Annotated in this window: 14 protein-coding genes; 13 read left to right on the plus strand and 1 reads right to left on the minus strand. The window is 47.8% G+C overall.

Annotated elements, in window-relative coordinates:
• Positions 1-15 precede the first annotated feature (15 nt).
• The 13 genes from PTW35_RS21530 to PTW35_RS21590 all read left to right on the plus strand — a co-directional run bounded on the left by PTW35_RS21530 (position 16) and on the right by PTW35_RS21590 (position 12079).
• Positions 16-2043, plus strand: a complete 2028-nt coding sequence (locus PTW35_RS21530; protein WP_281028906.1) for an alpha-amylase family glycosyl hydrolase — start codon at positions 16-18, stop codon at positions 2041-2043.
• Between the two features lie 102 nt (positions 2044-2145).
• Positions 2146-2460: a divalent-cation tolerance protein CutA gene (gene cutA, locus PTW35_RS21535; protein ID WP_044621916.1), complete on the plus strand. Its 315-nt coding sequence runs from the start codon at positions 2146-2148 to the stop codon at positions 2458-2460.
• A 108-nt stretch (positions 2461-2568) separates the two neighbouring features.
• Positions 2569-3516, plus strand: coding sequence for a 2-thiouracil desulfurase family protein (locus tag PTW35_RS21540; RefSeq protein WP_281028907.1), 948 nt, complete (start codon positions 2569-2571; stop codon positions 3514-3516).
• Positions 3506-4330, plus strand: coding sequence for a MerR family transcriptional regulator (locus PTW35_RS21545; RefSeq protein WP_281028908.1), 825 nt, complete (start codon positions 3506-3508; stop codon positions 4328-4330). The genes PTW35_RS21540 and PTW35_RS21545 overlap by 11 nt, the downstream gene beginning before the upstream one ends.
• Positions 4317-5747 (plus strand): deoxyribodipyrimidine photo-lyase, encoded by a 1431-nt coding sequence (phrB, locus tag PTW35_RS21550; RefSeq protein ID WP_044621159.1) that lies wholly within the window; start codon positions 4317-4319, stop codon positions 5745-5747. The genes PTW35_RS21545 and phrB overlap by 14 nt, the downstream gene beginning before the upstream one ends.
• Positions 5748-5792: 45 nt before the next feature.
• Positions 5793-6224 (plus strand): nuclear transport factor 2 family protein, encoded by a 432-nt coding sequence (locus PTW35_RS21555; protein ID WP_281028910.1) that lies wholly within the window; start codon positions 5793-5795, stop codon positions 6222-6224.
• A complete protein-coding gene (locus PTW35_RS21560; RefSeq protein ID WP_281028911.1) occupies positions 6224-6967 on the plus strand; it encodes an SDR family NAD(P)-dependent oxidoreductase in 744 nt (247 codons plus the stop codon). The genes PTW35_RS21555 and PTW35_RS21560 overlap by 1 nt, the downstream gene beginning before the upstream one ends.
• The gene (locus PTW35_RS21565) at positions 6964-8313 is read left to right on the plus strand and encodes an NAD(P)/FAD-dependent oxidoreductase (RefSeq protein WP_281028912.1); all 1350 of its coding nucleotides are present in this window, start codon (positions 6964-6966) and stop codon (positions 8311-8313) included. The genes PTW35_RS21560 and PTW35_RS21565 overlap by 4 nt, the downstream gene beginning before the upstream one ends.
• Positions 8313-9170, plus strand: a complete 858-nt coding sequence (locus PTW35_RS21570) for a DUF1365 domain-containing protein (RefSeq protein ID WP_281028913.1) — start codon at positions 8313-8315, stop codon at positions 9168-9170. Before PTW35_RS21565 ends, PTW35_RS21570 begins: the two co-directional genes overlap by 1 nt.
• Positions 9167-10402 carry a cyclopropane-fatty-acyl-phospholipid synthase family protein gene (locus PTW35_RS21575; protein ID WP_281028914.1) on the plus strand — a complete coding sequence of 412 codons (1236 nt, stop codon included), beginning with the start codon at positions 9167-9169 and terminating at the stop codon, positions 10400-10402. The genes PTW35_RS21570 and PTW35_RS21575 overlap by 4 nt, the downstream gene beginning before the upstream one ends.
• Before the next feature lie 58 nt (positions 10403-10460).
• A complete protein-coding gene (locus tag PTW35_RS21580; protein WP_281028915.1) occupies positions 10461-10955 on the plus strand; it encodes a DUF2878 domain-containing protein in 495 nt (164 codons plus the stop codon).
• A gap of 48 nt (positions 10956-11003) precedes the next feature.
• A complete protein-coding gene (locus PTW35_RS21585) occupies positions 11004-11525 on the plus strand; it encodes a chalcone isomerase family protein (RefSeq protein WP_281028916.1) in 522 nt (173 codons plus the stop codon).
• On the plus strand, positions 11525-12079 hold the full coding sequence (locus PTW35_RS21590; RefSeq protein WP_281028917.1) for a DUF3833 domain-containing protein: 555 nt from the start codon (positions 11525-11527) through the stop codon (positions 12077-12079). Before PTW35_RS21585 ends, PTW35_RS21590 begins: the two co-directional genes overlap by 1 nt.
• A gap of 5 nt (positions 12080-12084) precedes the next feature.
• Here PTW35_RS21590 and PTW35_RS21595 read toward each other — a convergent pair whose 3' ends face one another.
• On the minus strand, positions 12085-13776 hold the full coding sequence (locus PTW35_RS21595; protein WP_281028918.1) for an ATP-dependent endonuclease: 1692 nt from the start codon (positions 13774-13776) through the stop codon (positions 12085-12087).
• Between the last annotated feature and the right edge of the window lie 241 nt (positions 13777-14017).

The following is a 14017-nucleotide window of genomic DNA, read 5'->3' on the forward strand; positions in this document are numbered from 1 at the left end:
ACTTGGAGACTCGATGTGAAAAGGAACCTACGATCTTTGCTAGCTGTGGCCATTGCCGCGTCGTTGGCAGCCTGCAATAGTGCAGATAATGCTGTTGATGTTGCTGGCGTAAACTCGAACGCTTATCTGTGCGATACCACGATGATGACGCAATCTGATGACTTGCGTATTTATCAGATCATGGTTGAAAGCTTTGTAAATGGCGATAGCAGCATTGGCCACGGTACAGGCTATGGTACCAGCCATCACAAAGGTGATTTGCAAGGCATCATAGATTCACTGGATTACATCGAGTCCTTGGGGATGAATGCAATCTGGCTGACGCCAATTTTTGATTCTATCCCTGTTGATGGACAGGACCACTGGGCCGACAGGCTAGATGCGACGGGGTACTTTACCAGCAATTATTTTGCGGTTGACCCAAGGTTCGGCACTATGGACCAGGCCAGAGAGCTGGTTGAAAAAGCGCACGAAAAAGGGCTCTATGTTTTCTTTGACGGGGTGTTCGGCCATCACAAAGGCAATGTCGTGCCTTCGCCGCAGGGGCGTTTACCTGCCGGCGAAAACAACCCTGTCAGCTACCCGGAGAGCCTCGAATTTTACCAAGAGGTTGCAACCTACTGGATTGAAGAGCTCAAGATTGACGGATGGCGCCTTGACCAAGCTTACCAAGTACCCACCGAGGCATGGGCAGCGATCAGAGCCAGTGTAGACCAAGCATCTAAGTCGGTTAGTTATGTTAATTCAGAAGGAGAAACCGTCAATCCGCTGGGTTACATGGTGGCAGAGATCTGGAACAATGAGAATTACATCAAAGAGACAGGCTATGGCATGGAAGGGAATCCCGCATTGTGCTCTGCCTTTGACTTCCCGGTCCGCTATCGTGTCGTCGAGACGTTTGCTGTCAATGAAAACAGCATTGGTAACAAAGGAGGCAAATGGCTGGATGAAGGGATGAGCCTGCACAGCCTATATCCTTCCCATGCCAAGCCTAACCTGATGCTGGGCAACCACGATATGGTGCGATTCGGCGATTTGCTGCAGCGAGGTAATATTGCTTCGCCGGAACAACCGGAATACTGGAATAGGCACAAGGCGGCCTTGTCATTCCAGGCCGCGTACTCCGGCCCGATCACCCTGTATTACGGTGAAGAAATTGGTGATGAGCTGGACGGCTACGCGAACAAAGTTGAACAAGACTGCGCAGTACGAGGACTGTGTGATGATCATGTTGCTCGCACCAGCGCCAATATCGAGGGGATCACTGCAACGCTCGATGCGAACCAACGGGATCTTAAGCAATATGTTTCTCAGCTTATGGCCTTGAGGGCTGACCATCCAGCACTCAGCCGAGGCGAGCGTAGCAATATTGTTGCGAACGAAACGGTTTATGTTGATCACAAACAGGCTGATGATGACACATTACTTTATATGGTCAGCACAACGGCACAGTCTGACACCGTCGTATTGAAAGCCAGTGAGATTGCATCTGAGGGCCAGCTGGTTGATTTGCTAACGGGTAAAATTTACAGCGCTGTCGATGGGAAGTATTCCATCAAACTTGAGCCGTTTGAGGCGAAGTTCCTGTCAATTGAAAAGCCGTCAGCCGCTGGTTTGATGAAGGCTGCAGCCGCTACATCCGCATCGTTGATGGGCGAGGGCTTTATGGCCCAGTGTGATAACCCTGCCGTTGGCAGTGCAGGCCCAGTTGGCAAGACCTTGTACGTGGTGGGCGATTTTGTTGATGCTGGCTGGAAACACAAGCCCAACCGCGCATACAGCTATGTAGGTAATAACACTTATCAAGCGGTTGTGGATGAGAAAGCTGGCGCCTTTAGAATGCAATATGCCAGCAAGGATTGGTCACCGCAGTTCACTGCTGATGGACTGGAGTTGTCGCCAGGAAAAATCGCGACGCTAAAACGTGGCGGCTACGGTAAAGATACGGCTGTGACATTACCTGAAGCCGGCAAATATGTTTGGAGCCTGTCGTTTTCTGATAGCGGCGAGCCGGAGCAGTTGATGGTATCGAAGTGTCCGTGATTCAAACGTTTGTAAATGTTTGCATTATTTAAGTCAAGAGGGAGCGAGATGCTCCCTCTTTTGTTATTGTTCTTAAATAGTTTTCTGAATAAAGAGGCGAAGATGGGTGATAAGTGTGTAGTGATGACAACATTTGCCGATGAAGCGATCGGTAAAAAACTCATTCACTCTTTGATAGAAAAGCGATTGGCAGCGTGTATACAGGTCCAGGCGATTGAAAGTTACTATCACTGGGAGGGGAAAGTGAACCAGGACCAAGAGAAACTAGTGATAATCAAAACCACCACCGCGCTGTATGACCGAGTGGAAGCGGATATACTTGCCAACCACAATTATGATACGCCGGAAATCATCCAGCTCCCCATAACTGCCGGCTACAGTGATTATTTGCGCTGGATAGAAACAGAGTGCCAATGAGTTGATCTGACACCTTTACCATTATACAAAAAAAATTTTTGTATAACTGAACCGATCGTCTATTCTTCCTTGTACAAGATGTGATTTTTGTACAAGGTAGGGACAGTCATGCAGATACCAGTGGGAATTAGTGCTTGCGTGCTAGGCGAGCGTGTCAGATTCGATGGTGGTCACAAGCTCAATCGGTTCATCGTCGATGAACTTTCCAAATACTTTACCTTTAAGCCGGTTTGTCCTGAGATCGGGATTGGCATGCAGGTGCCGCGTCCAGTCATACGTTTACTTCAACTGCCTTCCGATGAAATACGGTTAGTAGAGAGCAAGCAGCAAGATGTCGACTATACCGACAAGATGGTTGCTTTTGCCCACCAGAAAGCGTCGCAGTTCGATGATCTGTGCGGTTATGTGGTTTGTGCCAAATCCCCGACATGCGGTATGGAGCGGGTAAAACTTCACATACCCAACAATAATACTGTTCCGGGCGGATCTGTCGGTATTTATACCCGAGAACTGATGAGCAAAATGCCTTGGTTACCTGTCGAGGAAGACGGTCGATTAAACGATCCTGTATTGAGGGAGAACTTTGTTTTTCGGATCTTCGCCCTTCATGATTTATACCATTCGGTGCGTGATCAGCTTTCATCAAAATCCATCGTTAAATTTCACTCGCGCTACAAGCTGGTTTTAATGGCGCATAGCCCGAGCGCCTACAAAGCATTGGGTAGTATGGTTGCCCACATTAGCGAGTGGGACCTTGATGAATTCTATTTGGAATATCGATTGCAATTCATGGAGGCTATAAAAGAGCGGGCGTCGAGAAAAAATAAAACTAATGTGTTGATGCACTTGCAAGGTTATTTCAAGCGCTCGTTGACCAAGGAGCAAAAGAAAGAATTATCAGATTTGATTATGAGCTACAAGGAAGGGCACCAACCTATACTAGTCCCTCTGGCACTGATCAAGCATTACTTACGGGAATACCCTGATCCGTATCTGCAGTTGCAAACTTTTATTGACCCTTACCCTGAAGATTTGAAGCTACGTTATGGACTCTGAAAACAAGTACTATGCCATCAAAGATGTCTCAGAAATAACTGGGGTGAACTCTGTGACATTAAGGGCTTGGCAAAGACGTTATGGTCTGATCAATCCCAAAAGAACGGAAAAAGGACACCGTTTATACTCTGCTCAGGACATCAAGACTATCCGGGAAATTGTTGAATGGCTTGATAAAGGGGTCGCTATCGGCAAAGTAAAACCCATGCTTGGAAAGCTTACTCCCTACAACGATAACGATGAGCAGAACGACAGCCAAAAGGGGGTTGGCAATATACTTTCCGCGCTCGCGCAGTTAAACGCCAGCTCCCTGGACAAGCAGCTTATCCAATTGATGAAAGAGTATCCTGTCAAGGTGCTGGAATCCAAAATCGTGCGAGTTGTTATCAATGAAATATGCCAACCAGACAACCCGCTACAGGATGTGCAAAGGGTGATTTGGGACACTGTGCTTCAAGAGCGCTGTTTATCGTTAATTGCGGCTTCACGAAAACGCAATAAGAAAGATTGTATCTTGATGAGTTTTGACCAGCAACCTAGCTCGCGTTTCTGGCTAAAGGCGGTGGAGTTATCTGAGGTTGGTTACAGTGTCACCATACTGCCGAGATATCAAGGGAAATTAGCCCCACTGACGCCACTGCTTAACTCATGGTCTGACAAAAAACTCTATATCGATGGTAATAATAAGTTGCCAACAGACGTATTGGCGCAAATAGAGCAGTTAATCAGTATGACCGGCTCTGATCTGCTGTCCTTTGGGCTGATTAATACTATTCACCCAGAACTATTGGAGTGGCAACATGAGTCAGCATAAACATATTGGCCTGGTTTGGTTCCGCGCTGACTTGCGTGTGGTGGATAACACCGCTTTGTTTATTGCGGCAGAGCAATGTGATCAGCTTATAGCCTTGTATGTATCCACGCCGATGCAGTGGCATGAACATCATGTTGCCCCGATACAGGTGGATTTGCTTCGTCGCCGACTGCCAATTTTGCAGCAGCAACTGGAAGCGCTTGGTATCCCACTTATTTTCAAGGAAGTCGCTGATTTTGAGCAGATCCCACAAACCTTGCTTGAGGTATCGAGCAAGCATGGTGTCTCGCATGTTTTTTGCAACAAGCAATACGAATGGAACGAGCTCCAGCGCGATGACAAGACGGGCCATCGCCTAGCCCAAGAGCAGGTCAAGTTTAGTGTATTTGACGATAGTTGTGTGATTGCACCTGGCAAGGTGCAAACGCAAAAAGGCGAGGCATTTAAGGTCTTTACGCCTTTCAGAAGAGAATGGCTAAAACAGTTCCGGGCATTATCGCCAACACCGCTGCCTATTCCAGAGCCGGTTGAAAATCCGGTGGTTGTTGATGAACCTGGCCAAATCACGGTGACCTATCCATCTTCAGACAGTATGGCATGGCCGGTCGAGGAAGAGACCATTCGCCAGCGTCTAGTGACATTTTGCTATGAAAAAGTCGAAGACTATCATCAACAGCGAGATATCCCTGCCATAGACGGGACAAGTTGCCTGTCTCCTTATCTGGCTCTGGGGATGTTGTCCCCGCGCCAGTGCATAGCGGTACTGATGGCGGTGAGCCCAATGTGTTTGGATGCGCCTGAAAGTGGGGCATTTAGTTGGTTAAATGAAATCATCTGGCGTGAATTCTACCGTCACCTTCTGGTGGCATACCCTGATTTGTGCCGCGGCCAACCTTTTCAGTCCTGGACCCAAAATGTGCAGTGGCAGCAATCAAGCGAGTTGTTGTCAGCCTGGCAGCACGGGCTAACGGGCTTTCCGATTGTGGATGCCGCAATGCGTCAGCTGAACCAAACAGGCTGGATGCACAATCGGCTGCGGATGATCACTGCCAGTTTCCTCACTAAGGATCTGCTAATTCATTGGCAAGCCGGGGAGCAGTGGTTTATGTCAAAGCTAATCGATGGTGATTTTGCATCCAATAACGGTGGATGGCAGTGGGCCGCTTCGACCGGGACAGACGCACAGCCATACTTTAGGGTGTTTAATCCCACGACCCAAGGAGAACGTTTTGATCCAAAAGGAGAATTTATTCGTACTTGGTTGCATGAGTTAAAGGACGTGCCGGACAAATATATTCACCAGCCACACCTTTGGCCAGGTAGCGAGCAGATTCATTACCCCAAACCCATTGTTGACCACAAACAGGCAAGGCTGTTGGCAATTAGCTCATTCAAAATTGCCAAAGAAGCTCAATAGACGTCAATGACTGGTGGGGCATGCTGAACTAATGTGGGAGCACCTATGGATGAGCAAACCTCAGAACTAACGGATAAGTTTGTTGCAATCTATCAGCACCTCGATAAGCAAGATTTGTCGGGGCTGGAAGAGATCTACCATCACGATGTCGTATTCGAAGATCCGGCCCACCGAGTGGAAGGCTACCGGCAGCTTCTTGAATATTTTTCCCGGCTGTTTGACGCTGTCGAGTACTGCAGCTTCAACATTACTGAACAGCTCTGTTGTGGCGACACTGCGTATGTGCAATGGACAATGACGTTCCAACACCCAAAGCTCCAGTCCGGCAAGAAACGTCTGGTTAATGGCTGCTCACGCTTAGTCTTTGCCGAAGGGAAAGTGATTTACCATCGGGACTACTTCGATATGGGCGAGATGATTTATGAAGGCATCCCGCTGTTAGGGCCAATCGTTCGGCAGATAAAAGCGAGGCTGTAATGATGACCAACACAAAACAAGTTCTTATAACGGGTGCAAGTTCGGGAATCGGCCAGCAGCTTGCGATTGATTATGCGAGGGAGGGGTGGTCGGTACTTGGCTGCGGTCAAAATCAAGAACGGCTACAGGCGTTGTCTGATACTAGCGATAAGATCACCGCTATCAGCTTCGACATCACTAATTATGGCGATGTTAACCAAAAGCTGGGTGGGTTAACGAACGCACCAGATCTGATCATACTCAATGCCGGGACCTGTGAATATATTGAGCATGGCCAGATTGATGTGGCGTTGTTTCGCCGCGTATATGACGTTAATATTTTCGGCATGCTCAATTGCATTGAAGCTTTGCAGTCATCGTTTAATAAAAATACCCACCTCGTGATTATGGGATCTACAGCTTCCTATATTCCTCTCCCCCGGGCAGAAGCATACGGCTCATCCAAGGCGGCAGTAGCGTATATTGCCCACACGCTGGCTATAGATTTGGCAAGTAAAGGTGTCACGGTCAGCTTAGTGAGTCCGGGATTTGTTAAAACGCCATTGACCGACAAAAATGATTTTGCCATGCCGATGATAGTCACGCCGGAATTCGCGTCGGAAAAAATTCGAGCCGGTATTGCGGCAGGCAAAAAAGAAATTCATTTTCCTACTAGATTCAGCTTTATTCTGAAGTGTATTTCATTGCTACCGATTCGGATGCAATTGGCCGCCGTAAAACGTATGACAGGAAGAACTGCATGAAGATAGCAATTATTGGCAGCGGTATCTCTGGTTTGACATGTGCTCATTACTTGCACGAGCAACATGACATTACCCTTTATGAGGCGAATGATTATATTGGTGGCCATACCGCAACGGTTGATGTCGAGGTGGCTAGCGGTAAGTATGCCATCGACACAGGCTTCATTGTATTCAATGACCGAACATACCCAAACTTTGAAAAGTTGCTGGCTGAAATTGGGGTCACCGGTCAGCCAACCGAGATGAGTTTCAGTGTCCACAACACACTTAATGGCTTGGAGTATAACGGGCACAATCTCTTGTCTATGTTTGCCCAAAAGCGAAATTGGTTGAACCCTAAATTTTACCGTTTCATCTATGATATTTTGCGGTTTAACCGGGTGGCGAGAGACGTCGATATTAGCTCGGCTCATAGTTATGCCCACACTCAAACGCTAGGTGATTTTCTCAACCAATATCAATTTAATCGCTATTTCTGCGAGAATTACATCCTGCCAATGGGGGCTGCGATTTGGTCGTCGACGTTGGCCGATATGCGCCAATTCCCCCTGGCTTTTTTTGTCCGTTTTTTCCGTAACCATGGGTTGCTTGAGGTTACTAATCGTCCACAGTGGTATGTCATACCGGGCGGTTCAAGGGAGTACGTCAAACAGCTCGTCGCTCCATTTGTACATAAAATCCGGCTTTCAACCCCTGTCACCTCGGTCAAGCGCACTCACGGTAAGGCGGTCGTCACGGCAAATGGCGTCAGCGAGATTTATGACCATGTTATTTTTGCCAGTCACAGTGACCAGGCCCTGAATTTGCTTACCGATGCCAACGAAACCGAGCAGGCCGTACTGGGGGCTCTCGGTTATCAGAAAAATGATGTGGTGTTACATACAGATAATTTCTTATTGCCCAAGCGCAAGGCGGCTTGGGCGGCATGGAACTATTTTTTGGGTAATAACGATGAGGGGCAGTGGGAAAACAAGCAAACGACTTTAACCTACAACATGAACATTCTGCAGGGCATTACTGCTCCGGAAACCTTTTGTGTCACACTGAACCAGAATGAGCAAATCGCACCCGAGAAGATACTACGAAAATTTGTCTATGCCCATCCGGTGTTCACCAAGCAAAGCATTCAGGCTCAGCAATGCCGGGATAAAATCAATGGCGTGGAGAGTACGTGGTATTGCGGTGCATACTGGTACAACGGATTTCATGAAGACGGCGTACGCAGTGCCCTTGATGTAGTAAAAGCCATTCAGCGCCAGACTCCTGTTAGGCATCCCCATCGACAGGGTTTTGCTGAGGGCTCTCAAGCCGTGTCAGAGATAGCGGCCCGGAGAGGGGGTGCCTGATGCGCAGCGGCCTATTTTCTGGAGTTATCAGGCATCGTCGGTTTTCACCGGTTTCCCACCAATTTCAGTATCCGATGTTTATGCCGCTTATAGATTTAGATGAGCTCGGGCAGCTTGAGCGGCAGGTGTTTGGTTTCGGCTGCCAGTGGTACCAGTTTGCCCGGTTCAAGGTATCGGATTACCTCAGAGGGGCTGAGCAGGTGAATCAGTCCGCCAAGGCTGGAATTGCCGAACAGGGAGTGGCATTGAAATCCGCGGTGCTTGCCAAGCTTGAGCAGCTGACCAATGAGCCAGTCAGCGGCAATGTTTTGCTGCTATGCCAGTTGCGGTATGCCGGTATTTATTTCAGTCCGTTGAATTTGTATTACGTGTATGACGAAGAAGGGCAATGGCGCTGGGTCCTCGCCGAGGTCAGTAATACTCCTTGGAATGAAAGGCATTACTACGCCTTACCCGCCAGCGAACAGTGGCTGCAGCGGCAGTGGCTGGAAGAAAAATCTTTTCATGTATCCCCATTCAATCCGATGAGCCAACGATATTACTGGAAACTAAGAGCACCGTCGTCAAGGTTACTGCTTCATTTGGATATTCATGACAGTCGGACAGACCTAAAGGTATTGGATGCGACAATGTCGCTCAAGCGGGCTCCAATGACGACGTCAACCCTGTGGCAGCACATCTATCAAACACCAGTTCAAACGGTGAAAGTCGTTTGGGGGATTTATTGGCAAGCATTGAGGCTTTGGCTCAAGAAGGTGCCATTTTATTCCCACCCGGATAGCAATCAATCTCCAGTAGCTGCGAAGGAAACCGAGCATTTTCCTCCACCATCAAATAATAAGGAGTCGAAGCCATGATAAGTAGCGAAGTTAGCCGGGGATCATTGGCACTGTCAGGAACAGATCGTGTAGCGAGGAAAATCGTAACCACTGTTTTACAGCAGCTCACAGGCTGTGGACTGACGGTGTCAGAGGTACATGGTGAAACATTCCAATTTGGTGACAAGTGCAGCGGGTTGCAAGCTCAGTTGCTGGTTAAGCATCAGGGGTTCTACAAACGGTTATTGGATGGCGGCAGCATAGCGGCCGGAGAAGCGTATATGGACGGTTGGTGGGACTCGCCTGATTTAACAAAAGTTGTCCAGGTGCTGGCCAGAAATCTTCCTATCCTAGATAAAATTGAAGCGAAGGTCGGTTGGTTAACTGCTTTTAAGAACAAGTGGCTCCACTACACGAGACGCAACAACAAGCAGGCTTCAAAGAGAAATATCTTGGCTCATTATGATCTTGGCAATGATTTCTATCGTACCTTCCTAGACGAAAACATGCTTTATTCGGCTGCAATCTACGGCAGTGAAGAGACCAGTTTATCCCAGGCACAATTTAACAAGATGGATCGTTTGTGCCAAATGCTGGAACTCAAGCCGACAGATCACCTGTTAGAAATTGGAACCGGTTGGGGAGCATTGGCCATTCATGCTGCCAAATACTATGGATGCCAGGTTACAACAACAACGATTTCAGATGCCCAGCATAAATGGGCCAGAGAACGTATCCATGAACAGGGGCTTGAAGGAAAGATTACGCTCTTGTTGGAAGATTACCGAGATTTAACCGGCAAATACGACAAAATCGTGTCGGTTGAAATGATAGAAGCTGTTGGCAAGGAGTACCTGACGACATATATCAAGCAATGTCAGTCGCTGCTCAAAGAAGAAGGCCTACTGGCGATACAAGCTATAACCATTGCGGATCAGCGATTCGATAGTTACAGCAAAGGTGTTGATTTCATACAAAAATATATTTTTCCAGGTGGCTTCTTGCCGTCGGTGACAGTACTTTCTCAACACCTTACCCAGCATACCGACTTTGTTATCCGTGATCTCAAAGATATCGGTATGGATTATGCGAGAACCTTGTCAGATTGGCACAAGGAGTTCAACAACAACATAGATCATTACCTACAGCAGGGTTTTGACGAGCAGTTCATCAGGATGTGGCGCTACTACTTATGCTACTGCGAGGGTGGTTTTCTAGAGCGCAGTATCAGTACTGTACAGCTTGTTGCCAGCCGAGGTGGATGGCGATGATCGCTCGTTACCGATAGAGTTGGCATACCGCTACTGGGCAGAAGCAACAGAGGTGATAATGATGTCTGGTTATAAGCTTATTCTGGCAGGCCTTTTGTTCAATGTTTATTGGCTTATTGCGGTGTTAGGGCAGCAAGCCTATGTGTGGTTGCTTGTTCTCTCCTTTCTTGCTTGTTGGTGGATCTTCCCCAAGGTTGGACGGTACGCCTTTCTAATTGCGGGGGCGGGTGTGTTGATGGACGGGATCCTCAGTGCGTCCAACGTTCTGGCTTTTCCGAGTGCATTGCTGCCTTTTTGGCTGGTGATGCTGTGGTTGGGTTTTGGGTGTTTCGTGTGGTTTATGAGGGATCTGGTCAAGCAACATCCGATACATCTGATCAGCTTGATCGGGGGAGTCGGTGGTGCTTTGAGTTATTTTGCCGGATACCGTTTGCAAGCTGTTGAATGGCCGCTGGGGGCTGGTTTAACATTGGTTATTCTCTTTGCTAGTTGGGTGTTTTTCTCACTATTACTTGCGCGGATGTTACAGCGCAGTGCGTCTTGTTCGGCTTAAACAGTTTCCATTAGCTTATTTTGTAATTGCCCTGCACCAGGGGGAAATATGAAACAGTTATTACCCATATCGAGTTATCAAATATTGTTAGCTGCAATACTGTGCTTGTTCACTGTCCACGCCGGGGCCTCGACACCCTGGCAGGTGTGGCCATCTGTCGGAGAGGCTAGGTTAACATGGGGACCGTGGGTTATTTATGATTCGCAACTGCGCTCTCCAGATGGCGTATATCAGGGCGAGGGGGACAATCTTGCGTTGGTTATTCGATACCACCGTAATATCGACAGTGAAGATCTCATTGAAGCAACCAATGATCAGTGGCGGCACCTAGGGGTAAGTGCGACCAAGCGTGAGCGTTGGAGTCAACGTTTAGAGCAAATCTGGCCTGATGTTAAAAAAGGCGATCGATTGATTTTTGTCTTTAACGACAAACAGGGGGCTTTTTTTCAAGACAATTATCAAATAGGAGTGTTGCAAGATGCAGAGATGTCTCAAACTTTTTTGCAGATATGGCTATCGCCAAACACGGCATACCCAGATATTCGCAATCAGTTAATAGGTAAACGCTAATGTTGCTAGTTATGGAGTTCAAAAGAAGAGCTTGGCAATACGGGTGGCTGATCATGTGTCTGTTAGGCTTGTTGGGTTGTAGCGCGGCAATTAAAGATTACCAAAACACCAGACCTGTATTTAACCTGTTCAGATACTTTGACGGCAATGTTGCCGCATGGGGAATGCTGCAAGATCGGAGCGGCAAACAAACCAGGCGTTTTACGGTTGATATCAAAGGCACCGTGGACGATAACACTCTTACTCTAGAGGAGGATTTTGTCTTTGATAATGGTGAAAAGCAGCGTCGTGTCTGGGTGATCACACAGCAACCTGATGGTACTTACACCGGCCGCGCTGATGATGTTGTCGGTGAAGCCAAAGGTATCGCCCTGGGTAATACCCTACATTGGCAATATGTATTGCGAATACCGGTGGATGGAACCTCCTACGACATTACTTTTAACGACTGGATGCACTTGCAAGACGAAAAGCACCTGTTTAATACCGCAAAGATGACCAAGTGGGGCTTTACTGTCGGTACAGTAACGTTGTTTTTCGAAAAGCAGCAGTGAGCCCGTTAGCTCTGCCCCCTCGACATAGCGACGATACGTTTAAGGATCCAGCGCAATAATATTGGGATATTGTCGATGTTCTCTTGTTCAATGAAGTTAATCATTGCCAGGGCGACGTCGGGTTTGGCATGGCGCTTCAATGCGCGCTGAATGATTTTCTTGGGCGTCACTGGAGATTCGATGGGGACATTGGCCAAATCACGAAATAGCGGCTCGAACCCGTTGAAAAAAAGAAAGTGCTCGATGTCTCTTTTAGGCAAGATGGTTAACCGATGGCGCTCAGCCTCGTTGCCGAGAATGTTCCTGACCGTATCCGCGTATTTTTTTCCGGCCATATCACCGTCGGCGATCATATGCCATTCTATGCCAAAATGGCGTGCCACTTTGATCAGTGGTTTCAGCCCACTTTGGGCGAATTCAATGATCTGTACCCCTTCTGCGGCAAGGTTGTAGCCGCAAATTCGCGCGAGTTCGTTAAAGAGCCAGACTTCCGTTTCGCCTTCGACCAATAGCCAGGCTCTGGCAAAGAGCGCACTGGGGCGGTGCACCCTGAGATGGAAAGTTACCCGTCGCTCTTCGTCTCGACTCAGTTTGTGGTTGAGGATCGAGTAGACTTGGGTTTTACTAGGTTGCCTGATCAGCTTTTGGACGCATTCTAGCGGTACGACAGAGCAGAGATCCGGACTATTCGTGGTCAAAATTTTTTGCATCGGCATTTTGCTGATAAATGTCCAAGCCTGATGCAGGATCGTCGGGTGTAAACGGCCTTCGGGATCTTCTAAGATCATGATTGGTCGAGAAATCCGTTTCAGTTCGACAGGGCCTCTGGCTCTTATGAATGCATTGAGTAGCCCCATTAGCACTAGCCGGCTTTGTTTGGTTGTTTCCGGTTCTGTTAATTGCTCCAGCGGGTTAATAGCGTATTGCGCACGCTCTGGGAAATGGGCTCGATCAAAATGCTGGTTGCGATAATGAGGGGTAAAAGCAAAGTAGTGATCGACCAGCGCCCGTAACGCATTAACGCTACTTTTTATCTCGGCTTGGCTCACATGGCCTGGCTTGGTCATTAGACGCCGGCAAGTGTTGTCTAATCGCCGCTGGATTCTAACACTTTCATCATTACGTCGTTCGGCGCCATTGCCGTTACTATGACCGTTGCCATTGCTCCCGTTTTTATTTGTCTCAATGCTTGGCCGGTATTCACGCAGCCGTCTAGCATCTCGTATTCTGACAATCGGGTGTAATACCATCAGTTGCTTGGCGAGCTTATTACTGTCGTCGCAGGGGATGGGATCACCATGCTTGTTGAGAAACCGTCGGTGGGTAGTAATTTTATCATCGTCAACACTGCTGGTGATCTGGTAGTACAAGGCTTTACATTGGTCTTGGCCTTTGACCCAGACGGATGAAAATGCTTTGTAACGCCGGGCTTTATGTTCTCCGGGGTAGTCTTCGTGCCAATGGAGAACAATGTTGAGATGATTCATTTTTGCATGCCCGGCGCTGTAGTCGACATGAAAGTCATCAAAATGGAATGTGTGGAATTTGGCGTCAGGGGACAAGGCGATATCGAGAGCATCGAGTAATGAGGACTTACCCCAAGCATTTTCACCAATAAGGACAGTAAGCTCGTCAAAAGATAAGGACAACCGCTTGATGCCCCTGAAACCGGATATCTCGATGCGTTTTAGCTGCATAGCCACCTCAACATAATGAAACAGGAAAGCGGAAACAATGTGAAGTAATAATACTCAGCGTATGTGGCGCTAAAGCGCTTATTGGATCCATACTTTAAGCCTACCTTATAAGTAGCTGATCTGGGGATGTATTTGTCACATTATTGAAAATTTAACTATCTGAAAGCGCAAGGGAAACTTCTTGTTGTCGGGGTATCTAATTGCTATAGTCAGCGTCTAATTAAATATACTAACTTATTGA

Origin of the sequence: Photobacterium sp. DA100 (assembly GCF_029223585.1) — a bacterium.
Classification (GTDB): domain Bacteria; phylum Pseudomonadota; class Gammaproteobacteria; order Enterobacterales; family Vibrionaceae; genus Photobacterium.